The sequence below is a fragment of the Saccharopolyspora hattusasensis genome (assembly GCF_050972075.1).
GTDB classification, from domain to species: Bacteria; Actinomycetota; Actinomycetes; order Mycobacteriales; family Pseudonocardiaceae; genus Saccharopolyspora; species Saccharopolyspora hattusasensis.
This window is the reverse complement of sequence record NZ_JBPCDC010000001.1, coordinates 7,745,657-7,770,022: the sequence shown is the minus strand read 5'-3', so window position 1 is coordinate 7,770,022 and position 24,366 is coordinate 7,745,657. Positions and strand designations below refer to the sequence as shown.

The window sequence follows — 24,366 nt, the reverse complement described above, 5'->3', positions numbered from 1 at the left end:
CGGGTCGGTCTTTCGATGAAAATGAGGCCGTTCGACACCAGCCACCTAGCGCTACCTGATTCTCTAGGGGGTAGTCCCCCCGCACGACATTGAACTGCGCATCGCTGATTGCCCATTGGACTTCAGCAAGCATCACAGCAAGCGTACCGGCCGGAACCTGACTCACCACGGGTGGCATATCGGCCAGTCGATCAGCTCGGCCAAGGACGACCAGCAGGCAGGGAACGCACGCTGCCCCCTCACCCTCCTCGCACACCTCCACCTGCACCCGTGGGAACTTCTCCCCAGACACGGAAGTCACCGTGCCATCCCGAGATTCTTCCGCACAGTGCACGACACGTTTCGACTCACGGACGACGCCATGTTTGTAGCGGAACCACCGCACGTTGCTACCCTCGGGCGTCTGGTCGGGCGGACCAGCTGGACCAGGTGGACCAGGTGGACCAGGAACGGCGCTGTGACCCGCCATGATGCCTCCCACGAGTGTTGACCTAGCAAGTACGCTGATGCGGCAAGGGGTGATCAGCGCAGGCAAGAGATTGGGTGATGCGCACATGGCATCGCAATTCCTCTAAACGGGTGATCGTGCCCGTATGACACGTAAGGATGTATCGCATGGCTACAGCCAACGGATCACCACGCGCCAGGGCGCTTTCGCATGCTCTGCGCGAGGCTCGCAGAGAACACGGAATCAGCACACGGGAACTAGCCGACAGATTGTCGATAGATCAATCGCACCTATCGAGGATTGAGACCGGAAAAAGGGTTCCAAGTGTTGAAACAACGGCGATGATCCTCGCGATACTACGTACGTCGCCAGAGGAACGCGAAAGAATTCTCGCTCTAGCTCGGAACGCAAGCGAACCTAATTGGCTGACCGTGGGTATACCAGGAATCCCGCAGCAACTTGCGGGAGCGTGGGAGTGCGAGCGAGCAGCATCGAGCATTACCGGTTGGCACCCATGCCTGATACCCGGATTGCTGCAAACTACTGAGTACGCACGCGCTATCGTAGTTGCAAGTGCGCGCCTGGATAGTCTGCCTCAGCACGAGATCGAATCTCGCGTAATGATTAAGGTCGCAAGACGGGATGTTCTAGCCAGCCGAAACCCTGTCCGATTTAATGCGCTAATTGCGGAGGCTGCACTACGCGAACCAATTGGACCGGCCGATGCTATGGCCGAACAGCTACGACACCTGATCAAAGTTGCTGAACAGCCGAATGTGTCCATTCAGGTTGTTCCGCAGCGGGCAGGCTGGCATCCCGGGTCGCCGGGACCGTTTGTATTTTATGAATTTAAAGATACTCCTCCCGTAGTTCACTTTGAGCACCACAGTTCTGGAGCCTTCAATCAAGATGAAGACGACATTAGAGCTTATCGCAAGGCCATAGACGAGATGAGTAGAATCGCATTGGGCCAAGCCGAAGCAATCGATCTTATCGGGCTCTTCGCATCTGGCGGGATCTTGTAATCATGTGACTACGCATGGTGCAGCAGAGGTGTTGACGGTGTGTAGCCATTCGGGGCGGGTGGACCGGGACGCGGTGTAGCGGGAGCGGCGTTGTTGATGGGTGACGTTGGTGAACCCGAACGCACCCCGGTAGACGAGCTTGACCAGACGGTTGACGCCCTCGGCGGCGGCGTTGCTGTGGCCGGTGAGCACGCCCCGGGCGATCTCGGTACGCCAGGTGGAGATGGTCTGGGCTAGGGTCACGATCTCCGGGACGCTGGCGCCGATCGTGCCGCAGAAGGTGAAAAACGCGTGGAATGCCCGGCGTAGCCGGTGGCCGGTGGTTGCCACGCCGGTCTGGTTGGGCGAGAGGCCGATCACCGCGCGGAGCAGTTCCTTGGCCCGCCACGCCGCACCGATCTGCCGGCCGTACCCGCCCAGATCGGCCAGGACACACAACAGCTTGTTCCGTGCCCGCTCGGAGAGCTTCTCCTTGCCGCGCACCAACTGGTTCTTGATCGTGTATTCGGGATCGGTGGCGCGGCCACGACGCCCGTAGTGCTCGAAGGTGACCCGGCGCCGCACGTCACCGACCATCGTGTTGGCCAGCTGCACCGCGTGGAAGGCATCCACGATCAAGGCCGCGTGTGGTAGCAGCCCGCTGGTGGTGACCACCGACTTGTACACAGTGGACATATCGATGGTGACGTGGGTGATACCCGCCCGCCAGGCCGGATCCTGGGCGGCCAGCCACGCCGCGGCGTCCACCCCGGCCCGACCTTCGACCTGCCCCAGCAGCCCGTGTCCCCCGGCGGAGTCCACGAACACCGTCTGCCAGCGGTCGGCATCGGCCACCCACTCCCCGGTGGACCGGTCACGGTGATACAGGGGCTTGCCACGGCGATGATCGTCGATGCCCAGCACCGCCACCGGCGGCAACACCCCGCCGCCCACCGACCTCTGGGGGCGGGCGGCCAGATCGGTGCCGACAGCACCGGGATCCGCGTCGGCCACCCTCGGGTCACCGCCGCCGGCGGTCTCCCCGTCCTGACGATCGGGCCCGGCGTCGCAGGCCACACCGGCCCCACGGTCGGTGGTCGTGGTGGTGTCGGTGACCACGATCCCCGCCTGGGCGGCCACCCCGACGAACGCGTCATGCACGGTGTGCCAGGCCATCCCGACCCCGGCGGCCACCCGGGACACCGGCACCAGCCAGTCCCCGACCAGATGCCCCGTCACCGTCCTGGCGTGCGACGAGATCCCGGCTCGCCGATCGGCCAGCGGCCCCGTCTCGACGAAGCTCGCGTTACCGCACTCGGCGTTCCCACACCAGAATCGAGACTTGTGCCAGCTCACCCGCATCGCGACCATCGTCACGTGCTTGACGGTATGCACCGTGGACTCTCTGACCCGCTCCGCGGCGTGCCCACAGCCCGGACAGCACGCCGCCCGCGGGGCCGCGGTCGTCACATGCACCGTCCAGGAACCATCCGCCTCCCGCTCGATCACATCGATCTCGACCCCGTCCAGTCCCAGCAACTGCGCCGGCACCGTAGTCTGTGACACGCGCCCACCCGCCTCTACCGATGATCCTTGCTCTTGGTCGACAAAGATCATCACAGGTTCGGTGGGCGCACCTCGTCCCCGCCCTACACAAGCCGCGGGCGCGGCTACAGAACGCAACAATCAGCTATCACCACAAGTGATCACTCGGATACAGGATCCGCTCCACTGCGAAGAGCCTCTTATCGCTCGAATAGTCGTCGATGAATGGAGTTAAAATGCTAATGCAGCAATGGATTAAATCGAGCTACTCCAGCGCGAATGGAGATTGTGTCGAATTAACTACGACACTGGACGAAATCCGCGATTCTAAGGACCCTCACGGACCGACCTTGAGCGTCGACGTGTCGACCTTCGTTCGTGCGGTGCAGCAGCGTCGTTTCGACCGCTGAATGCATGACGCCCCGGTGCGTGGCACCGGGGCGTCATTGTTGGTTTCCCCCGTTGCATCTTCGATGAATGGAGTTAAAATGCTAACGCAACAATGGATCAAATCGAGCTACACCAGCGCGAATGGAAACTGTGTCGAATTAACTACGACACTGGACGCAATCCGCGATTCTAAGGACCCTCACGGACCGACGTTGGCTGTCGACGTGTCGACGTTCGTTCGTGCGGTACAGCAGGGTCGTTTCGACCGCTGAATGCATGACGCCCCGGTGCGTGGCACCGGGGCGTCATTGTTAGTTTCCCCCGTTGCATCTTCGATGATCTTCGATCATGCCTCGCCATGTCGAGTAGTCGCGCTCAACAACGTCGAAACTGCATTTGTTGCACACCCATCGTTGGTTCGAGCGCCTCAGGGTGTGTCCGGTTGCTGTGTCTTGGTAGGGCCGTCCGTGGTTGAACGGGTATGGCGGAACTGAAGTCGGACTGTTGCTGCCGCGCCGCCGCCGCGCCGCCGCCGCCGGTCCCTTGCCTCAACCGTTCGGAAAACGTGTAATAACGTTCACCGAGTCGGCGCATTGCTGCGCTGACGTTGACCCGCGTGGGCCTTCCCATGGCGATACCCGTTGCCACCTGGAGTGGGCTTACGTGGGTTTCCAGCGGGCTCGTTTAGCCTCACGACGCAACTCGCCGAAGAGGTGTCGCGCTCAACAAGAGCAGTGAGGTTACGTGCGGCATTCAGGTCCCGGTCGAGGACCATGCCGCAGTGTTCACACTGGTAGACGCGTTCACTCAAGCGCAGTTTGGTTTTCACCGCGCCACATCCGGAACACGTCTTCGAGCTCGGGTACCACCTGCTGGCGACGTGCGTGTGCACACCGCGCCAGGCTGCTGTGTATTCGACCTGTCGCCGGAGCTCGCCCATTCCGACACCGGCAACATGCCTGGCCAGGCGGCGGTTGGACATCATTGCTCTGACGTTGAGGTCTTCCAGTACGACCGCGCCGTGTTCGGCGACGAGCCGGGTGGAGAGCTTGTGCAGCCCGTCGCGGCGGGCGTTGGCGATCTCCGCGTGCAGCTTCGCGATGCGAGCTTGGGTCCTGCGCCAGCGCTTCGAGGGCTTCTGCTTCGTGCGCTTGTCGGGGCGGCGGGATGCCTGCCGCTGTAACCGGCAGAGTTCGCGCTGCGCGAGTTCCAGCCGGCGCGGATTGGGAACCACTTCCCCGGTGGAGAGCACAGCGAGGGACTTGATGCCTAGGTCAACGCCGACCGCACTGTCCGGCTGCTGCGGCGGTGGGTCGTCGCGGTCGATCTTCACCGAGAACGACACGAACCACCGGCCGGACCGAAAACTCACGGTCGCTGAACGGATCGTGGCGGTGCCGAGTTCGATCCTGCGGGCGAGTTTGCGGGTGGATTCGTGGGTCCGCACTGTTCCGATACGCGGCAGTTTGACGTGCCGCCGGCGCGGTCAGCGAGACCGAAGCTGCCGGTGGTGAAGCGGCACGACATCGTGCGGTACTTGCTCGTGAACCGGGGGAACTTGACCTTCGCGCCTTTCCGCTTGCCTTTCTTGGAGTCGTCCCAGTTCTTCAGCGCGGTAGCGAGGTTCGCCAGGCCGGACGAGTAGGACTCTTTCGAGTTCTCGCCCCACCACGGGGCGACCTCGTCCTTGGCCTGGTTCCAATCCTTACGCAGCGAGTACGCGGACCACGAGATCGAGGGTGTCAGTTCGTCGTCGGCGAGGTCGTACGACGCTTCGGCTTTGCGTTGGTCCATGACCGCTTTGACGCTGTGCAGACCCCAGTTGTAGGCGAAACGCTGCGCGCCGCAGTGCGACCGCAGCTCGTTTTCCTGCGACGGGCTCGGGTCGAGCGCGAACTTGTATGCCTGGATGACCTCGGTCATGGCTGCGGCTCCGCAGCGCAGGCGGCGATGCCGTTCTCTGCTCGTTTCTTCGCGGACCGGCGGCCGTAGAGACGGGCGCACATGCTGGTCAGGACTTCGGTGATGTCGCGGACCAGGTCGTCAGCAACTTCGTCAGCGTTGAGCACGACGATGGTGCGGCCGGTCGCGGCCAGCGCGGCTTCGAGGTGTTCGACACCGAACCGGGCGAGCCGATCTCGGTGCTCGACCACGATGCACGCAACGTCAGGATCAGCCAGTAGCTTGGCAAGCTTGGCGCGTCGCCCGTTCAGTCCTGACCCGACTTCGGTCACGGTCGCGTCCAGAGAGATGCCGCGCTTGCCGCATTCTTCAGCGACACGTCCGGCCTGCCGGTGCAGATCGTCTTTCAGGTCAGCAGAGGAAACGCGGCAGTAGGCGACGGTGCGGCCGGTCGACTCCTTGGGCGGTTCGACCAGGATTGTTCCGGTAGGAAGCTGACGAGCAGCAACGGGCAGGGCGCCCGCATGGAACCAGTTCAGCGCGGTTCGATACGAGACACCCTGCTCACGTGCCCACTCCTTCAACTTCACGCAACACAGTTTAGCACGCATTGACACAGACTCACTCAGAACCAGGAACAGTCTCCAGCCCCTGTGGGAAGGCACGCTTCCCCGCACCGCCGAGGCCTGTTCTCATACGGCTGAGCAGAGCCGGAATGCGTCCAGCACAGCGGCGTGCACGCTGCGGCTGCTGACCGCGTCGCCGATGCGGAACAGCTGGAACCTGCCGTCCTCGTTGCGCACCCGGTCCTGCGGTGATCGGTCGAGGAGCTTCGCGTAGTCGATCTCGCCTTCGTTGGTCGAGTGCAGTTTGAGCTGCTCGTAGAGCTCGGCGTTGGGCAGCGTTCCGTGCTCGACGACGACGTGGTCGAAGCGCCGGGTGAACGAGCGGCGGATCGGATCGCTGGTGAAGGTGGCCAGCAGCGCGTCTCCGTCGCGCTGTACGCCGACCAGCCGGTGCATCAGGCTGACGCGGACGTCGTGGTTGAGCATCGTGCGGAGGTACGGCGGTGCGTTGACGCTGCCGACGTCGACAGCGACCGTCCGTTCCGGGCTGGCCCACTCCACCTGCGCCACGCTGCCGGCCAGCAACTCCACGACGTCCAAGCCGGGATGCCCCCCGTGGTCGTCGTAGACCAGCACCGAACCGGTCGGGAGCACGGCACCGGAGATGACGTCCCACGTGTCGTGCACCAGATCCGCCCCGAAGTCCAGGAAATCGGTGTTCGGCACTCCCCCGGTCGCGATGATCACCACCTCGGGAGCCAGCCCGCGAAGCTCATCGGCTTCGACAAGATGGTTGAACTTGAACCGCACCCCCACGCGGGTGCATTCGGCCACCCGCCAGTCCACGATGCCGATCAGATCCCGCCGCCGCTGCACCCGGGACGCCAAGCGCAGTTGGCCACCGGGCTCGGGAGCAGCCTCGAACACCGTGACGTGGTGGCCGCGTTCGGCCAGCACCCTCGCGGCCTCCAGGCCGGCAGGACCGGCACCGACCACCACCGCGTTCTTGGCTTGCGGCGCTGCGCTGATCCGGTGCGGTAGGCGGAGCTCCCGGCCGGTTGACGGGTTGTGGATGCAGTAGGCGGGTTCTCCGATGTAAGCGGCGTCGATGCACAGGCTGGCCCCTACGCAGGGACGGATCCGTTCTTCTTGCCCGGCCTCGATCTTGGCGACCAGGTGCGGGTCGGCCATCAGGGCGCGCGTCATGCCGACGAGGTCGAGCAGCCCCTCGTCGATGGCGTGCCGCGCGGTGGCCACGTCCGCGATCTTGGCCGCGTGCATGATCGGCACGTCGATCTTGCGCTTCACCCGGGCGGCGAGGTCCAAGTGCGGTGCCGAGGCCTCGCCCATCGGCGGAATCACGTCGGACAGACCGCTTTCGGTGGCGATGTGGCCGCGGATGACGCTGATGAAGTCGATCCCCGCGTCCACCACCACCTGGGCGATGGCCAGGCCCTCGTCTTCGTCGACACCACCGGGGAGCTGTTCGTCGACGGCCATGCGGATGCCGACCACGAACTCGTCGCTGACCGCGGCGCGTATCGCGGCGATGACCTGGAGGGGGAAGCGCATCCGGTTGTCGAAGGAACCGCCGAAGTCGTCGGTTCGGTTGTTCAGCGCGGGAGACCAGAAGCTGTCGAGCAAGTGCCCGTAGGCCTGGATCTCGATGCCGTCTAGACCGCCCGCCTCGCAACGCGCGGCGGCGGCCGCGTAGTCGGCTGCAATGCGTTCCAGGTCGGCGATCTCGGCCTGCTTGGTGAACGCGCGGTGCGCCGGTTCCCGGAGGTTGCCGACCGACACCGTGGGAAGCCACGACTCGGTGTAGTTGCTGGTGCGGTGGCCGAGGTGCGTGATCTGGCACATGACCGCCGCGCCCTCGGCATGCACCTCGTCGGACAACTGCCGCAGCCACGGCACGATCTCGTCGGAGTACAGGTGCAGGTTGCCGAACGACGGCGGACTGTCAACGCTCACCACCGAGCTGCCGCCGATCATGGTCAGGCCAACCCCACCGCGCGCCTTCTCCACGTGGTATGCCCGATACCGCTCGGTCGGCATCCCATCCTCGCCGTAGCCGGGCTCGTGCGAGGTGCTCACTATCCTGTTGCGCAGGACGAGGTTCTTGATCCGGAACGGGGTCAGCAGCGGGTCGCGGGTGACTGACATCGATTTCTCCTTAGCCGGCTCGTGCTTCGGACTGCTGCGGGACGGCAGCGGATTCGTGCAGCGCCTGCCCCTTGGTCTCCGGGGCCCAGGCCACGCACATCGCGGTTCCGATGACCGAGAGCCCAGCCCCGACGAGCATGGTCGGACCGAGCCCGATCGCTTCCAGCCCGACCGGGAGCAGGTAAGTGCCCGCGGCCGCACCGATGCGGCTGATCGCGCTGGCCACGCCGACCGCGGACGCCCGGATGTCGGTGGGGAACAGCTCTGTCGGATAGATCCACTGCAGGATGTTGCCGCCGCCCTGGGCGAGCGCGTTGACGACGAACATCAGGATGGCCAGCGCGGCGGCCATACCGGGGAACGAACCCAGCGCTGCCATCGACACGGTCACACCCACGAAGGTCCAGATGATGACGGGTCTGCGCCCGTAGGTCTCCACCCACCTGATGCACGGCACGCAGCCGGCCAGGGTGACCAGGCTGACCACCATGGACCACAGCAGCGCGGTGTCGCCTGCTTCGAACCCGTAGGCGCCGAGGATCATCGGGTAGAAGGTCCAGATGGCGAACGCGGGCGCGACCTGGCAGAGCCAGAACCCGCCGACGAACAACGTGCGCCGCAGGTAACCTCCGGTGAACACATCGGACAGTCGGGAGCTCTTCGCCGGTTCGGTCTCCGCCAAGCGCGCGAGTTCCTGCTCCGTCGGGTAGCGGCCGAGCGCCGTGCGAATCGCTTCCGCCGCGTCCTGCGGGCGGTCGTGGCGCAGCAGCCAGCGAGGGGATTCCGGTGTTCCGATCCGGGCCAGCAGGATGAGCAAGCCCGGTACCGCCGCACTTGCCAGCACCCAGCGCCACAGGTCCTCCCCGCCGGCGGCAGCCACGAGGTAGCCCACCGCGTAGGACGCGGATGCGCCCACGAACCACGCGGCGACCAGGGCTCCCATCGTGCGGCCCCGTCGGTGCGCGGGCAGCCATTCGGCGAGCAACGACGTGGCGATCGGGTAGTCGGCCCCCACCGCCACCCCGGCGACGAAGCGCAGCAGGACGAGTTGCCACGCCTCAGTCACGAACAACGACAGCGCCGAAGCGGCGACGAGGGCGATCAAGTCGATGGTGTACATGACCTGCCGGCCGACCCGGTCGGTCACCCAACCGAACACGAACCCGCCGAGCAGCACGCCGACCAACGCCGCGGCACCGACCAAGCCCTCGGCGAAGGACGTCAGCCCCAGCTCGCGCGTCGCCCCGGTGATGGCCACGCCGATGACGCTGAGGATGTAGCCGTCTAGGAACGGCCCGCCAGCGGAGAGGAAGAAGAGCTTGCGGTGGAAGCGCCCGTAGGGCTGGTCATCAATGATGGAACTGCTCACGAAGAGCTCCTACATCGCAGGCCTGCCCGGGCGTGGCGGACGCGCAGGGCACCGACTGCGGGGTCCGGGACCTCCGGGCCCCGCAGACTGCGTCCCGTGCCTTCGCACCGCCGGAGCGGGCGGTGTCGTTGTTACCGAAGCGAACTCGCGGTGCCTTGTGGGCGCCGGCGGCGTGGCCACCGGATAGCGACGAAGTATGCGAACGGTCCGAGTTGTCAACAATGCCCGTGGACATCTGCTGAGCACGGCCGTTTACCTGAACCAGAAGTCCGCCTACTCTTCTGCCATGGTCGGCAGGCCCCGCAACGCCGTGGTCCTCACCGATACCGAACGGGCCGCACTGCTGAAGTGGACCCGCAGCCGGACCTGCTCGCGGGCCCTCGCGCTGCGGGCCCAGATCGTGCTGTGCTGCGAGCACGAGCGCACCAACACCGCGGTGGCCCAAAGCCTCGGCATTTCCCGCGGCGTGGTCGGCAAATGGCGGTCCCGCTTCCTCGACCAACGGCTGGACGGCCTGCACGAGCAACCCCGTCCAGGACGGCCCCGCGCAGTCGACGACGACGCGGTCGCGACCGTCCTCGTCCGCACGCTCGCCCCAGCCCCGGGTGCCAGACACGCCTGGTCGACGCGTTCGATGGCGGCCGAGACCGGCCTGAGCCAGACCACCGTGAACCGCATCTGGCGCACCCACCGCATCCACCCGGCGGCCGGTTCCTCCCCGCGGCGCGCCGGCCAGGCTTCGCTGCTGCCGGCGGAGATCCACGACGTGGTCGGCCTGTTCCTCGACCCCCCGGTGCGGGTGCTCGCCGTCTCGGCCACCCCGCATCGCACACCCCTTCGCGATCGACGGCCGGCCGGACGCGGCGCGGACCGGCGGCGCGCCGAAACGCGCAACCTGTTCGCCGTGGCGAACGCCTTCGCCTCGCTCCGGGGTATGACCGCCGGAACGTCCGGGGAGGGCGTTCCTCTGCGCACATTCCTCGGGCACCTCGACCGCACCGTGGCCGCGAGCATGAACGTCCACCTGCTCGCCGGCGGCCTGGACGAGCCGGCTCTGCGAACGGTCGACGAGTGGCTGCACGGGCACCCGCGCTTCCGCTGCCACAGCACACCCGACCAATCGTCGTGGATCGACGAGATCGATTTTCTGCTGGCTAACAACCCGCTGCCCGGCCACGAGAACCTGTTCGGTTTCGCCGCGTCGCTGACCAAGGTCCGCAATGACGTCCGGGCCTGGTGCAGCACCTGGACCCCGCGCACGAGCCCGTACTCGTGGGCGAAGAGCCCTCGCGCCCTGTGGAGCGGCGACGCCGCCAACCGCGGCCTTAATAACGACTCGAAATCCGTGAGCGAGACTACGCCGGAGCAACCCGGACGCGACCTGGAGCCCACCAGCGCAATACCGGACGATCCGGCCACGGCGTCCGGAACCACCGACCGGGTCGTGCATCTGGTGCGTGAAGCACTCGCCGCGGGCCAATACCACGCCGGAGAGCGCGTCAAGGAAGCGCCGCTGGCCGCCCGGCTGGGAGTTTCGCGGGGCCCGATCCGCGAAGCCCTGCGCGTCCTGGCCGAGGAAGGAATGCTCGAGCGGCTCCCAAACCGCGGAGCCGCAGTCCCCGACGTCAGCGCGACGAACATCCTCGACCTCTACGCGGTGCGCGCCTCGCTGGGAGCGCTGGTGATGCGCCGGGTCGCGGTGCTCGGCCAGGCCCATCTCCAACCGGTCAACACGGCCCTCGCCGAGGTCCGCGTCGCGGCGCGGAACAGCGACGACGTGCGCATCGGCGAAGCCGACCTGTGCTTCCAGGACGCGATCGCGCGGACCGCGAACTTGCCGCAGGCCTCCTCGTTCTTCGAACGCCTCACCATGCGCCTGCGGATGTTCATCTCTGTGCTGCGACTGGGCTATGCCGAAGCCGGGGACTTGATCGCCCGCGAGAACGCCGCGATCTTCGACGCGCTCCGCAACGGCGACGGCAACGAAGCCGCGCGCCTCTGGCGCGTGAAAGTCGAACGCAGCGTCCGCTACATGGTCGCGCAGCTACCGCGGGACCACTTCGACCCGGACCTCTGGATCACCATCGCGGGCAAGCCGAACCCGCGCCCAAGCGACCCGCGAAACCTGCCACGCTGACGCCCCGCCGACCGGCCCAGCCCGACGATCGCCGGTGGGCTCGCACCGCTCCGCTTGATCAGCACCGTTGCTCGTTCGAACCCACGGCTTCAGGGGGACTCGGACGCTGGCGACGACCTCTGGCCGTCGTTCGTGCGTCATGCTTCCCAGCAGGTTCGGCAGGGTGCTCTCCGCGAGCCAGCGCGCGGTGCCCTCGCGTTCCGCTCGCTTCGCGACCTTGAGGCGGTTGGCACGCTGCTCGTCGTTGTCGGCGACAGCCCTGGTGTCCACGAGAAGCAGACCCGCGACCCGTTGCGGCGCCGCCGCGGCGAAGGCCTCCACCTGGCCGTGAGTGATTTTGGGCGCCATAGCACCGAAAAACGCTCACGGGCGGGAACCGACGCCACGCCCGTTCCGTGCGGCCGCAACGGCAACCTTGGCGGAATACGCCAGTGGATCGTCAACCAGACACTCAAGGGACAACTCGGTCTCGAGCAGCACGGCGGACGCGCCCCGGCCGGCGTGTTCCCCGCGTCGCCCAGCGTTCACTGGCCATGGCCGCCGGCATCTGGCACAACTGGACCACCAGCGTGACCAGCAAACGATCACTTATCGCGTTCGATCACTAACACCAACTTCACGGAATCAATCATCTATGCAATAGGCTGGTAATGGCGAGAGGGGGCAGGAGGCGGGATGAAGCGACCGAGTTGGGCACCGCTGGACGTCGACATGAACCAGCCGAGCATCGCCCGGATCTGGGATTGGTTCCTGGGCGGTGCGCACAACTTCGCGGTGGATCGCCAGGTCGCCGAGGAAATGCTCCAGCTCATGCCGGAGGGGCCGGAGATGGCCCACATCAACCGGATGTTCCTGCGCCGGGTCGTGCAGTTGTGCGTCGCTGAGGGCGTGACCCAGTTCCTCGACATCGGCTCCGGGATCCCGACCGTCGGCAACGTCCACGAGACCGCGCAGCAAGCCGACCCCGAATGCCGGGTGGTGTACGTGGACATCGACCCGGTGGCCGTCGCGCACACCCGGCGCTTGCTCGCCGACAACCCGCGCTGCGCGGTCCTTCAAGCCGATCTCCGCGAGCCGGAGGAGATCCTGGCCGCACCGGAGCTGCGAGACCTGCTCGACCTCGACCGGCCGATGGCCCTGCTGATGATCGCGGTTCTGCACTTCGTGCACGACGAGGAGGATCCGCTCAGCTTGATCGCCCGCTACCGGGACGCGCTGGCCGGCGGCAGCTTCTTCGCCATCGCGCACGGCAGCCGGAGCACCGAACGGATGCCTTCCGAACACCTGTACGCCGCGCGCAGCAAGTACGAGCGCTCCGTGGCCCAGGTGAGCCTGCGCTCGCAGCCCGAGGTCGAGGCGATGTTCGCCGGTTTCGACCTGGTCAGCCCCGGCGTGGTCTGGCTGCCGGTTTGGCGCCCCGCCAACGGCGAGACCCCCGAGGACAGCGCGGCGCCGAACGCCGGCTACGGCGGAGTCGGCCGCAAGCCCCGGACGAATCGTCCACAGTAGCCAGCCCGTTCCTGCTGCAGCATTTCGCCGTCGCGAATGATCAGCTGGGACGCCTCGCCGTCCGCGGCGACCACGAGGTGCGCGGTGTTCGCCATGCCTCGTCCTCCACTCGGGTTTCCGTGCACGTTCGCCGTTCGGTGTCGCTCCGCAGGGAGGGAAAGCACACCTGCGAAGCGACACACGTACCTGTACCCAGGTGCGCCAGTTCCCGAACCACCAGCCCGATGGCAGCGCAGCTCCACCCAGACTGTCCGCACGGCAGTAACTGCTCTCGCGCCAAGAACAGAGCCCCAGCGGCAGCCACCATGACGATCACGGCGCCACCATGTAGATCCCAGTCCCATCGGCACCTCGCGGCTGGGCTCAGGTAGCGGGATCAGCCGTCTTCCCCGTGCCAGCGCATGCACAGTGCCGCTGCGAGACAGCGGGTCAGCAGACCGAAGGCGACAGGGTTACTGACAGTTCCGGATCCTGTGTCAATGTGTGACAGAGCGTGGTGTAGTGTGTTGCTTGCTGACCGAGCGAAAGCCAAGCCCGGTCAGCGGTTTTCCTGCGGCGGCAGGTGAAACACGTCAGGTACCGCGAGTTGCGTGGGAACCGGCCACAAGGCCAAACGCACGTGGAGACCGTGTCAGACCAGCGTTCGTGCTGGCAGTGGTCGAGGAAGCGTGAAGGCCACCAGTCTTCCTGATGGTCAACGCAGGTGGCGCAAGTCATCTGCTCACGGAACGTTTTGACACGTTTCGTGAACGGTTCAGGCAGGGGCACCAACGGGCACGGCTCGCTCACATGATCACGTGAACTGAGCAGTTCACGTGATCAACAAGAGCCGTGCCCGCCTTTGCCCAAGGTGTCAACAGACTCTGCCGGAGTCCCTCACCTCGTCTGATCCGGCTCAGCGGGTCCAGACCGGTTCGGTTTCCGGGGGTCGGCGTAGTACGTCCATTGCTCGTTGTATGGCCACCGTGTCCAGTTCCGGGGGAAGTAGGCCGGCGTCGCGGATGTGGGCCAGTAGGTCCGGATCTGGCGCCAGGTGGTGGTGTTCCAGGTAGTACGCGATGGTGTCCGGCCAGATCCAGGTGCCGTCGGTGCGGAAGCTCATTGGGACGACCGCTCCGCGGGTAGGATCGACGACGTCCTCCAGGGTGGCCGTCGTGATCATTAGGGCAGTGCCGGCGCGTAGGTAGTCGAGGATCTGGCCACGTTCGGCTTCATTGTCCATCCGGGGGTGGTCCGGGGCGAAGCTCGGGCCGGAAATCGGGTCCACCGCGTCGAAAACCCGCGCCACCGTGATTTCCGGCGCCTCGGTAGCAGCCCACAGGAGCGCACCGTAGGCTCGGGCCGCCTGCTGGTACGTGGGCACCGGGCCGACGGCCGGGGTGACCTCGACCTGCGGAGCCGCTTCACCGGCGGCGACGAGCGCTTCCTGCAGCCGAGCGGTGAGCGCGGGTAGGTCGTCATCGTCGGCTTCGATGACGTAGACAGCTCGCGGCGGCGGATACGGCGCGCCATCCGGGACCATTCGCCATGCACGCCACATTCCGTGCGCGGCCGGCTCGTCACCGAGGGCCTCGATCAGTGCCGCCACGGCGGAATCGTCCGTGGAGTCAACGGAATCCGGCGGTTGGGCGCTGAACTGCCACACCAGCGGCGGATCGTCGATCGTGGGCTCGATGCTTTCCAGGACGTCCAGCGATACACCCTCCGCCTCGGAGACGGTCACGAGCACATCCAGATCCTCCACGGTGAGCGGTAGGACGTAGCGCGCGACGGTGGAGACTACCGCGCGGGCAACCTCGTCGAACCGGTCGTCCGCGAGCCAGGCACGAGCCTGCGTGACCAACTCATCCGGTGCGAATCCGGCCTGTCGTAAAAGTACTTCGTGCAAGGCGGCCTTTACGTCCGCTTTCTGGTCAGGTGTGGTCATTTCCTTCTCCTCGAAACGTTGTTGGTACGAAAACGTGGGCGGACGGCCCGGCGTCGGGGGCGTGTCATCCGGCTGGGCGCTGAGGCCGCGCTGCCGCCGTGCTTGACTGGTCATCCGGAGCTCGCCTGGAGTCGCCGTCCCGCGCCAAGCCCAGCCGGTAGTTCCGCAAAGACTGCTCGAACTCCAGCATGCCCTCCAGCTTCGACGCGATCTTGTACACCTGCTCCAGTGGCCAACTTCCCTGTTCCGCCGCCGCCTTCGCAAGTGCGAACTGTTCGCGCACCTTCGGATGGGGCTCCGCGGGCAACGCCGCCAAATGCCCGTCCAGAAGCCCGACCAACCTCTTCAACTTGACAACCACGTCCTCCGTAATCTCGTCTAACTGCCGTTGCAGTTCCGCCCGCTCGTCCCGCGTAGCCTCATCCAACGTCGGCAACTCCTGCCCCCACTGCAGAACAAAATCCCGATCCTGCAACGCAAACCAATCCTGGCGAGACTTAATCCCCTTCAGCGACGCCCGCACCTGCGCAGCCCACTCCGCCAGCGACGCCCGCGCCTGCTCATCCGACTCCTCCTTCTCGCGGGCCCTGCCCTCGGTCGTCTGTGCTGCATCCGGCACCCTCGCAGCAACACGCCCACCGACGGACGCCTCATCAGACGATCCCGAGTCCTCCTCGATCACCCAAAGCTCCGCTTCCTTTCTGCGGATGTCCGGAATCTCCTCCTTCCACAGGTCGTCTAACACTCCCTGCAGATCTTCGATACACCGAAGCTCCTCCTGTCGAGCCCGCTCGAACTCCTCCTGTCGAGTCTTATCGGACCATGACAACGCCGTCAGCCGAGCCTCAACTTCCGCCAGCCGAGCCTTAGCTTCCCCCAGCAACTTCTCCGCCTCGTCAATCAGCTTGTCCCGCTCCCTCTTGAGCCTAGTCATTTCCCGTTTTTTCAGCTGTTGATCCTCTCGCTGGGCATCGCTGAGCCCCGCCAAGTAACGTTTGTTGTATTCCTTCGCGCTCTTTCGCTCTTTCTCTCGCTGGGCAGCGCTTAACCTCCCCCGGCGAAGTCTCTGGTTTTCCGTTTTGGCTTCCTTCCTTCTCTGTTGGCGTTCCTCGTCGGTCTGTGCCGCGTACAGGGAGCTGGCATCAGGCCCACCCGCTGACGCCCGAGCCGCCTCTTCATCTCCGAGTATTTGCGCACTCGTCTCCTTCCGCAGGTCGTCCAACACCCCCTGCAGATCTCCAATACGCCCAAGCACCGCCTGCCGCCGGGCCGCATCCCCCACCGGCAACGCCGCCAGCCGAGCCTGAGCGGCTCCCAGCAACACCTCCGCCTCCACAACCAGCTCATCCCTCTCCCTCAGGAGCGCTTTTCTGTCCCGCCGTTTCTGAACCTTCTTCTCCCCAAGGCTGGGATCCGCGGCATAACGTTGTCTCGCTGTCGCCGAGTATTTTGCCTTCTGTTCCGCAGTCTTCACGTACGAGCGCTTGCGCTTGCCGTTTCTCCCTGTCCATCTGATCACCGGGGTTGGGTGTGCTTCGTCGGGGTCGGGCGGCGGTGCGGTGCCGTCCGGTGTGACCGCGGCAGCCAGGTCCGGTCCGGCCGTCGACAGTGGTTGGCCTTCGGGGTCTAGCAGGTCCCAGTGTCCGGTGCCCTGCCCGTTTTTGAACTGCGGCAGCAACGTGCCGTCCTCGGCGACCGTGACCTGGGTGGCGTGCACACGCTTGTCCGTGGTTTGAACCACATCGTCGGTTGTTGTCCACACCCGTGTGCGCAGTGCTCGGGCGAGCCGTTGCGCGAACGTGGGTTGGCCTGGTTCTGGTTCTCGGTTGGCGGCGCAGCCCAGCAGTGCGATGGTCAGTCCCGGGAGGAAGCGCGGGTGTTGTCGTACCTCGTCGGCGAAGTCTTCGGGTGTCACCTCCCGGCCATCGGGCAGCACCGCCAGTCCGTCGGGTGTCACGTGCACGCCGACGGGCTGGGTGTCCGCGGGCAGGTGGGGTGCCGTCCGCTCGGCCTGTGCGATCGTCGCGGGGGAATCCTCGGGGCCGGCGAACAGCAGGGGTTGCGGTCGTGGGGTGGGGGTCACCTCGGTGGGGGGGTCGACCGGTCGGGGCCGGCTGCCGTCGGCGCGGTGCAGCATCCATTTCGGGCCCCGGCCCCGGTTGACCCGTGCCAGCACGTCCGCGCCGCTACGGTCGCGCCGGGTGGTGACCTCGGTGTTGGGGATGATGGTGTCGTCGTGCCCGAGGACCAGCAGTGGTTTGCTGCCCTCTGGGCGGGTGGCGGCGTGATACGGCGAGCGGGTCCAGGTGGTGTAGTCGGCGGTGTCGGTGGCCCCGTGGATCGCCAGACTTACCGGCGCGCTGCGTGCGCCCCAGCGGAAGTCGGATCGTGGCGCGGTTCCCGCTTGTGCCGGGGTGCCGGTACTGGCCAGTGCTGCGACGAGATCCGCGCCGGGAAGCCGGCGGGTGCCGCCCGCGGCCGCCAGCAGGTGCCAGTGCCCGGCGGTGGCGGAGCGGACCTCACCGCCGAGTATCGCTTCGGCCCGTTCGCTCCAGGTCGGCGCCCCACCGCGAACGAAAGACAAATTGCCGGTGACCACTCGGCCGTCGGCGGCATGCCAGACCTCGTGATCAGCCGCGATCACGTCGACCCCGAGGGTGTCGCGCAGCCCGGCCGCATCGGAGAGGTCCAGCGTTCCCTCGGTTCCCACCAGCACGATCGGCCGTCTGGCCCAGCCCGGTAGCTGCTCGATCCGCGCGGCCAGTTCGGGCACGGTGAGGGTGCCGCCGGAGGCGGTCAGCCCGACCACCAGGTGGCCACGGATCTTGGGCAGCAGCCCGGCTGCGTGCTCATCGCCGGTGTGGGGTGTCCAGACCGCAGGCAGCGCGGCCGAGCCCAGGGCCGCGGCCGGGGCCGGTGCGGTAGCGGGTGTGGTCGGCTTGGGTGGGGGTCCGGGCAGGTTTTTCGCCGCGGCCTGTGTGGATTCCACCGCGAAGTACCCGCCGTTGGTGATGGTCACCTCGACCTCGGCCGGTTTTCCCGGCAGGGCAGCAGAACCGACGCGATGCTTGGTCAGGTCGGTGATCTTGTAGACCGCCTCGGCCCGGTAGACGTGGTAGAGGCCTTTCCTCTCGGTGGTGGCCTCCCGGCTAGTGCCGCCGGTGAAGTTCAGGCCACGCGGGCCCGACCAGGTGGCCGACACCCCGCCCGAGGGATCGAGCGTGCTGGTCTCGCCGGGAAAGAGCATGTCCCCGGTGAACTTGCCGTGTTCACCGCTGGCCCCGGGTCCGCCGCTATCGACCGTGGCCTGCCCGAGCACAGTCGCGCTGGTCTTGCCGCCTTCGGACTGGACGAGCTCCTGCTCGGTTTTCTGTTCCTGGGTCAGCTCGCCGGTCGCGGTGAAAGAATCGACGTACTCGATCCCGGTGAACCGCAGGCGCACCGCGAGACCGTGCTCGTCGTCCCAGACCATCCCGGTCTCGACCATGGCGGGGAAGACCACCGGGTCGGCCAGCAGGTCCGGCATCATCGCGGTCAAGCCTTCTTCCCCGCCCAGCTGCCACAGCATCCGCGCCGGCAGGGTGGCCGGGCGGACCCAGCCGTTACCGGCAGGCGCCCGCATCGACACCTCCGAGGCCTGCGGGTCGCCATCATCGGCCGGTTCGGGTGCGGGATGCGCCAGCACCGCGGCCAGCCACGGGAACAACCGCTCGCTTCCGGGCAGTGCCAGCGGGATCACGTCCACCCCCCGCAGATCCTGCGGCAGCGGCCCCAGCCGCTGCGCACCTCCGGCCGGCACGAGCCGGCCGCCGATGCGCACCGGGCGTGGGAGCGGCGGCGTGGTCGTGGTCAGGCCCCCCGGGATGATGTACCGGGCCGTGCCCTCGCTGGTGAACTCCCGCTGGAGCGGGGTCCGGGTGTCCTCCCGCATCGCCGCCCACATCTCGATACCCTGCCTCGGCTTGTAGAGCAGCAGGGTGTTCAGCATCGCGTCCGGGGTCCACGTCCGGTACATCTCCACCTGGAACCACGTCGGCCAGGTATAGGAGTAAGAGATCGCCTCGGTCCCCAGCACCCGCGACTTGAACGTGCCGCTTTCGGAGTCGCGTTGAGTCCGTGACCATTCCTTGTCGTAGCCCACCTGCGGGTGCGCGCCCGCCCGGCGCAGGTTCCCGCGGCCCTTACCAGCCACGAGCACACTCGCGCCGCCGCCGACGGCCCGCGACCGGGCCACAGTGTGCACCCGTTTCTCGGAATGCAGAAACGACGTGTCGGACTTGGTGTCCTTATCCGGGGTGGCCACCGCGTCCGGCGCGTACCGTGCGCGGATGACGAACTCGATCGTCTCGGTGCCGCCCCGATACGGCCGGGCCGCCAGCAACGGCACCCCGGACGTCGCTTCCTGCCCGAACCGGGCAGCCAAGGCGTTCACCGACGCCAGTGTGTCCACCGACCCCGCGATCCCGGTCGGTACCTCCAGCCAGCGACCCGAACCGAAACCGGGAGCATGCTCGAAGAGCATGCTCTTGATCAGCGGAGCGACCTCGTGTGCGTTGGAGATCTCGGTAACGAGGGTCGGCCCCAGCGCGGCACCGGAGAACACGAACTCCGGCGGATACCGCACCTCGGTCACCGGTGCCGGTTTCGGCTCCACCCCCGCGGGCAACTCAAGGCGCCGGGTCCGCGGGGGCCGTCCCTGCACTGCCGGTTCCCGGACCGGGTGCGTGCGCAGCCGCTGCGCGACGACGTCGGAAAGCAGGAACTCCACACCACCACCGACCACGACCGTCTCGGTGCTCCCCGCAGCCCCGGACCCGGACTCCCCGTAACTGGTGATCTCGAACACCCCATGCGCCCGGTACAGATGCGTGGCCCCGGTCGTCCGGCCGACCCGCCGGCGTTGGGTGCCACGACCGAACGTGGCTCCTTCCTCCTCACCGAACCTGCCCCGCCCGGTCAACGACGGAGCCACATACGCCCGGCTCGATCTACCCCCGAACAACATCCACGCCGAACCACGGAAACGCCCCTCGAAACCTCTGCCCCACATCTCCTGACCGTCCAGCTTCAGCCCACCCTCAGTACCCACCTCCAGATTCAGCTTTTTCGCAGCCGTCCCCACCGGATGAACATCGAACAGCCGCAACCGCACCCGGCTCCCCGCGATCACCACCCCACCCGGCGACACCAACTGGTCGAATTGCGCTTCCAGCGAATCCGGCGAGTTCTCACCAGCCGTGGTCAAGTCCTGCCGCTGCCCACCCGCACGATCGTCCAGGATCGCTTCGACAGGCTCACCCAACACCGTGGACGGCGTCGCCACACCCTGCGGCATCACGAACTCCACGTGCACCCGGAACGGGTTACCGTCCTGGTCGTCGTAGTCGAAGTCCCTGATGACCGTACCCAGATTCCTCAGATCACCTTGCTCGGTGATGGGTGCCAACGGCTCCGGAACCAGCACCCGCGTCCAGCCATCCACCGTGGAACCACTGACCGTCGTGGCACTGCTGGACACCGTGGCACTGCTGGACGCCGAAGCACCACCAAAACTCCCCACACTGTCCGAGTCACTCCCCGCCGTCACGGTATCCCCGGACAACGTGTCAAGCTCGATACCACCGCTATCAGCCTCATCAGACCGCCTCCCCCACCCCCCCAACAGACCCAGTCCCCGGTACCACGACCCCTGCTGCCCGGACTGCGACACCGGCTGCCCGGTCTGCGACGGCTCTGGCTGCTCGGTGTCGGCGGGGATGGTCTTCGTCGACACGGAAATCGACCAGGTCACCCGCCGGTCGAAGGTGACCGCGGGCCCCACGAACCTCGCGCGCCGGTGGACCTTGTGACTCTGCCCGACAGTGCCGATATAGCTGTGCGAGAACTGGACCGACCCGGTGGCGAGGAAACCCAGGGTGCGCCAGAAATCCTTGCGTTTGGTGCCGACCGTGGCACCCGACTCGACACCGATCCGCTGCTTCGTGCCCGCTTTCGCCTTGCCCTCGCCACGGATCGCGTTCCTCGCGGTGACATCCACATTGGCCTTCTCCACCCGACCGGTCCCGACCAGCGCACCCAGTCGCGGCCGGACCTCGATCGTCACCAACCGGTCACCGACCCGGATCGTCTCGCTCGCCCCACGCAACTCGCCACTGAACGCCCGGAACAACCCCGGCGCACCGAAAGCCGAGGACAACACGCTCTCCACGACCGACCGCACGTCATGGTCCAGCGACGCCAGCTCCTCACCCACCGACTCACGCAGCAACCGCCGCACTTCCGGAAGCACCCGCTCGATCCCCGGCGCCCGATCCACCACACCACCACCGGTGCTCTTACCCGCCGCCAGCATGTCGGGCTGCCGGCGCCCACCCACCGGAATCGTGATCTCCGGACGCTTACCGTAATCAGCCAAGACCGACAAAGCGAGCTGCTCGGCCCTGTCGTTTCCCAGCCGGGCATCCCCTCCCCCAGCTTCGGCTTCAGCTTCGGTTACGGCTTCGGCTTCGGTTACGGCATCGGTTTCGGTTTCGGCCGGCGTGCGGGTGACCTCGGGACGCACACGATCCACCAGGTCACGGAAGTTCTGGCTGTGCCGCAGCCCCTCCGGAACCGCTGGGGGTTCGTGCGGCCCGTCGTGCTCCTCGGCGACCCGCAGAGCGGAGTGTGCCGCGGAAATCTCCTCCAGCCGCGCGAATTCCTCCACCGGCATCCACAAAAACACCTTCTCCGCCACGGTATCCGAGCCTTCCAGCTCCGGATCCGTGGAATACCGCTGCACCCGCATGTCCAGCGTCGCCTCCACCAGAACGGAATCGCCCTCGATGCTCGCGACGGTCTTCTTCCCGGAACTGGTGCCCACCACCTGCGTCAGCGTCTCACCCGATTCCGCCGCACCGGACACCGTGAACGGTGTGATCACCGTATACGCGCCGAGACCGCGTTGTTGCTCCTTCAGTTCGGTGACCAGTGCAGGCCCCACACTCGCCGAACCTTCGATACTCGCCGACTGTGCCACGCTCGTGTCGGACTTCGTGTCACCGGCGGCGATCTGCCGCAGGTTCACATCCGGGACAACACGGTCATCGACCCGCCGCACCGACCGCAGTGCCGCGGACACCTCCAACGACAACGTGTTCAGCGTCGCGCCCGGCAACCGCAACGGACTCGACCGGTAACCACCACCGGTGATCTCCCCGAACTTCACGATCGCGGCGTCTTCCGCCAACTCACGCGACACCGCATCACGGACTTCCACACCCACCTTCGGCAGTGGCAACCCGGCCAGAACCCGCTGACGGATCCGCCGCACCGCCGCGGCTTGCGGCACCACGAACACCTCATGCAAGGCGGAAGCGGGAAGCGGCAGGACCGGCCCACCCGGGCCCGGGTTGATGGTCGCCGGTGGCACATCCTCCCCGTAAAAACGGACCAATGCCACATCACGGATCACGTCGCTGCGGTACGTCCGCGGCGGGGCATCCCCCACCCGCACATCGATCACGAAACGACCATCGACGACGAAATGCCGCTCCGGAACCTGGGTACTATGCCGCTCCGCGGGCCGGCTGTTGATCCCGCGGGAAAACTCGGTCGTCGACACCAGGTTGCGTTGCTCGTTGGTCCCCCACGACGGCCGCACCGACGGATGCAACAGCCAGCTACGAGCCACCCCTTCGGTCGCCGCACCCAGCATGTTCGGGATGACAGCGGGCAGACTGTATTGTGGGTTCTTTTCCTGCGTGATAGTCCGGCTCGCATCGGCCGAGCGAATACCCCACTCCGTGAAACCCTCACCGTTGGGCACCTGCACCGGCGTCGCCGCGGTCCGTTCGAACTTCACATGCAGCTCACGGGAATCGACCTCGACCCGGATACCTTCATCGGCAAGACGCCGCAGCGTGTCCCCGATCTTGGCCTCGGAGAACAACTCCTCGACCACCGCCCGGGCGCCCTCGCGCACACCTACCGGCAACGCCGCAAGAACCTGCTCCGGATCGATCTCGCCGGGCCTCCAGATCTTCCCGCTGCCCATCGCACCATCGCCCGTATACGACGGCAGATCGACCTGCCGGACCGTCACATCCGCGCGATCCGCCGCGATACGGGCCTGGGCCACCGCCTTGGTGGCGGTCCTGGCCGCGTCCACAGTGAAACCACGCTCGGATTCCACCCGGGCATCCGCCACAGCGATATGTTCACCCGCTTCCCGATCCGCCCGGGCCAGTCGATCAACCCGCTCCTGCACAGCGGTCAGCGCCGCTTCAGCGGTCTTCACCCGCGCTGCCGCGGCAGCGTGCTGGGCACGCAACTTCTCCCGCACAACCCCCTGGCCCTCGTCCTCGTTTCCCAGCAACTCCACCCGCTCCCGGGCCGCCCTCTCCTCCGCCTGCTTCTGAACAAGATACTTTTGTGCCGCATCAAGATCCTGCCATGCCGCATCAAGATCCTGCCGTGCCGCCTTGAGTTCGGCACGCACTTTGCCCTGCCGCTGCGTGGCCGCCGTCAACTTTTGCTGCGCGGCCGTCCACTTCCCGGCTTGCCGCGCAGCACGCTCGACACTCGCCGCGGCCGCGGTAGTGACATCCGTCGCCGCCTTGACCAACACGTCGGTCTCGGCGGAACCGGCCGCCGTGACAGTCGTGGCCGGCTCCTCCGGCACCGGCGCATCCACCATGCTGTAAACCTGGGTGAGCCGGTCATCAGCCGCCGTGATCGCACTGCGAGCCTGAGCCACCTTCGCGGTCTGACCGGACTCCCGCAGCCACGCCAGATCCGACTGCGGCCCCGTCCGGAACCGCGCCGTCTCCGCACGCAAATGCACCCAGCGAGGACTCAACCCGCGCCGGCCCGGCGGCAAGGAAACATCAGACGGGGACTGCCCCGGTAGCCAAGCCTCCGGCCGGGTCGTAACCCAAGTGTCGGCGTCCTCCCTAACCTTCAGGCTCAAATACTCATCCAAATAGTAACCAACCACCATGGATGAAAGCCCATTGGTATCCGGACCGAAGCACACAAGGCCCCGCGTCCAGATCACCTCAACACCCGACGCCCAATCCAGCGTCGTCGCGAACCCCTCCGAGACCTCACAGGCATACAACCGGATCTTGCTCTTCCCCCACCCCCACCTGCGAATCAAATTAGCCAACCGCTGAGCATCCACACTCTCACCGCCGAGAAGCACTCCACCGTGCCCATCACCTTTCGCCACCACCGCCAACACGCCATCCTCAACCGGCAAACCACGCGCTACAGCAACAAGATCCTCCCCCAAATCCGACGGCGACACCATAATCCCCGCCGGAATCTCCTCAACACCCGCACCCAACACCTGCCCAGACACAGACGAAGGAACCCGCTCCATCAACTCTGGCCGTTCCCCATCGCGATCGTCGTTATCTTC

At 66.4% G+C, this 24,366-nt stretch carries 13 protein-coding genes and 1 pseudogene (1 of these 14 running past the window's edge); 6 read left to right on the top strand and 8 right to left on the bottom strand.

Annotated features, from left to right (window positions below; all coding sequences use genetic code 11):
- Positions 1 to 606 precede the first annotated feature (606 nt).
- Positions 607 to 1,473: a helix-turn-helix domain-containing protein gene (locus ACRXBZ_RS36715; RefSeq protein WP_433882995.1), complete on the top strand. Its 867-nt coding sequence runs from the start codon at positions 607 to 609 to the stop codon at positions 1,471 to 1,473.
- Here the strand turns inward: ACRXBZ_RS36715 and ACRXBZ_RS36710 are convergent, their stop codons facing one another.
- Entirely contained in the window at positions 1,474 to 3,018 is a 1,545-nt protein-coding gene (locus ACRXBZ_RS36710) for a transposase (RefSeq protein WP_433879170.1), read from the bottom strand. It abuts the gene before it with no gap.
- Between the two features lie 215 nt (positions 3,019 to 3,233).
- Between ACRXBZ_RS36710 and ACRXBZ_RS36705 the strand changes: the two genes are divergently transcribed.
- Positions 3,234 to 3,407: a DUF397 domain-containing protein gene (locus tag ACRXBZ_RS36705; protein ID WP_433882994.1), complete on the top strand. Its 174-nt coding sequence runs from the start codon at positions 3,234 to 3,236 to the stop codon at positions 3,405 to 3,407.
- 78 nt (positions 3,408 to 3,485) lie between these two features.
- On the top strand, positions 3,486 to 3,659 hold the full coding sequence (locus ACRXBZ_RS36700) for a DUF397 domain-containing protein (protein WP_433884086.1): 174 nt from the start codon (positions 3,486 to 3,488) through the stop codon (positions 3,657 to 3,659).
- A gap of 305 nt (positions 3,660 to 3,964) precedes the next feature.
- Here the strand turns inward: ACRXBZ_RS36700 and ACRXBZ_RS36695 are convergent, their stop codons facing one another.
- The 5 genes from ACRXBZ_RS36695 to ACRXBZ_RS36675 form a co-directional block, all read right to left on the bottom strand.
- Positions 3,965 to 4,834 (bottom strand): RNA-guided endonuclease TnpB family protein, encoded by an 870-nt coding sequence (locus ACRXBZ_RS36695; protein ID WP_433882993.1) that lies wholly within the window; start codon positions 4,832 to 4,834, stop codon positions 3,965 to 3,967.
- Positions 4,756 to 5,310, bottom strand: coding sequence for a helix-turn-helix domain-containing protein (locus ACRXBZ_RS36690; protein ID WP_433882992.1), 555 nt, complete (start codon positions 5,308 to 5,310; stop codon positions 4,756 to 4,758). Before ACRXBZ_RS36690 ends, ACRXBZ_RS36695 begins: the two co-directional genes overlap by 79 nt.
- Positions 5,307 to 5,879 (bottom strand): IS607 family transposase, encoded by a 573-nt coding sequence (locus ACRXBZ_RS36685; protein ID WP_433882991.1) that lies wholly within the window; start codon positions 5,877 to 5,879, stop codon positions 5,307 to 5,309. Before ACRXBZ_RS36685 ends, ACRXBZ_RS36690 begins: the two co-directional genes overlap by 4 nt.
- Positions 5,880 to 5,981: 102 nt before the next feature.
- Entirely contained in the window at positions 5,982 to 8,021 is a 2,040-nt protein-coding gene (locus tag ACRXBZ_RS36680) for an oxidoreductase (protein WP_433882990.1), read from the bottom strand.
- A gap of 10 nt (positions 8,022 to 8,031) precedes the next feature.
- The gene (locus ACRXBZ_RS36675; RefSeq protein WP_433882989.1) at positions 8,032 to 9,390 is read right to left on the bottom strand and encodes an MFS transporter; all 1,359 of its coding nucleotides are present in this window, start codon (positions 9,388 to 9,390) and stop codon (positions 8,032 to 8,034) included.
- A gap of 196 nt (positions 9,391 to 9,586) precedes the next feature.
- Here ACRXBZ_RS36675 and ACRXBZ_RS36670 point away from each other — a divergent pair, with 196 nt between their 5' ends.
- The 3 genes and pseudogenes from ACRXBZ_RS36670 (at position 9,587) to ACRXBZ_RS36660 (ending at position 13,036) form a co-directional block, all read left to right on the top strand.
- The gene (locus ACRXBZ_RS36670; RefSeq protein WP_433882988.1) at positions 9,587 to 11,527 is read left to right on the top strand and encodes a GntR family transcriptional regulator; all 1,941 of its coding nucleotides are present in this window, start codon (positions 9,587 to 9,589) and stop codon (positions 11,525 to 11,527) included.
- 402 nt (positions 11,528 to 11,929) lie between these two features.
- A pseudogene (locus ACRXBZ_RS36665) lies at positions 11,930 to 12,135 on the top strand (IS982 family transposase); the annotation flags it as partial.
- A 67-nt stretch (positions 12,136 to 12,202) separates the two neighbouring features.
- Positions 12,203 to 13,036: an SAM-dependent methyltransferase gene (locus tag ACRXBZ_RS36660; protein ID WP_433882987.1), complete on the top strand. Its 834-nt coding sequence runs from the start codon at positions 12,203 to 12,205 to the stop codon at positions 13,034 to 13,036.
- A gap of 895 nt (positions 13,037 to 13,931) precedes the next feature.
- Here ACRXBZ_RS36660 and ACRXBZ_RS36655 read toward each other — a convergent pair.
- Positions 13,932 to 14,963, bottom strand: coding sequence for a hypothetical protein (locus ACRXBZ_RS36655; RefSeq protein WP_433882986.1), 1,032 nt, complete (start codon positions 14,961 to 14,963; stop codon positions 13,932 to 13,934).
- 64 nt (positions 14,964 to 15,027) lie between these two features.
- A protein-coding gene (locus ACRXBZ_RS36650) for a DUF8616 domain-containing protein (RefSeq protein ID WP_433882985.1) crosses the window boundary here: on the bottom strand, positions 15,028 to 24,366 show its 3' portion. The gene runs 18,843 nt beyond the window's last position; only the last 9,339 of its 28,182 coding nucleotides appear in the window; the start codon falls outside the window, past its right edge — the gene reads right to left on this strand; it ends in the stop codon at positions 15,028 to 15,030.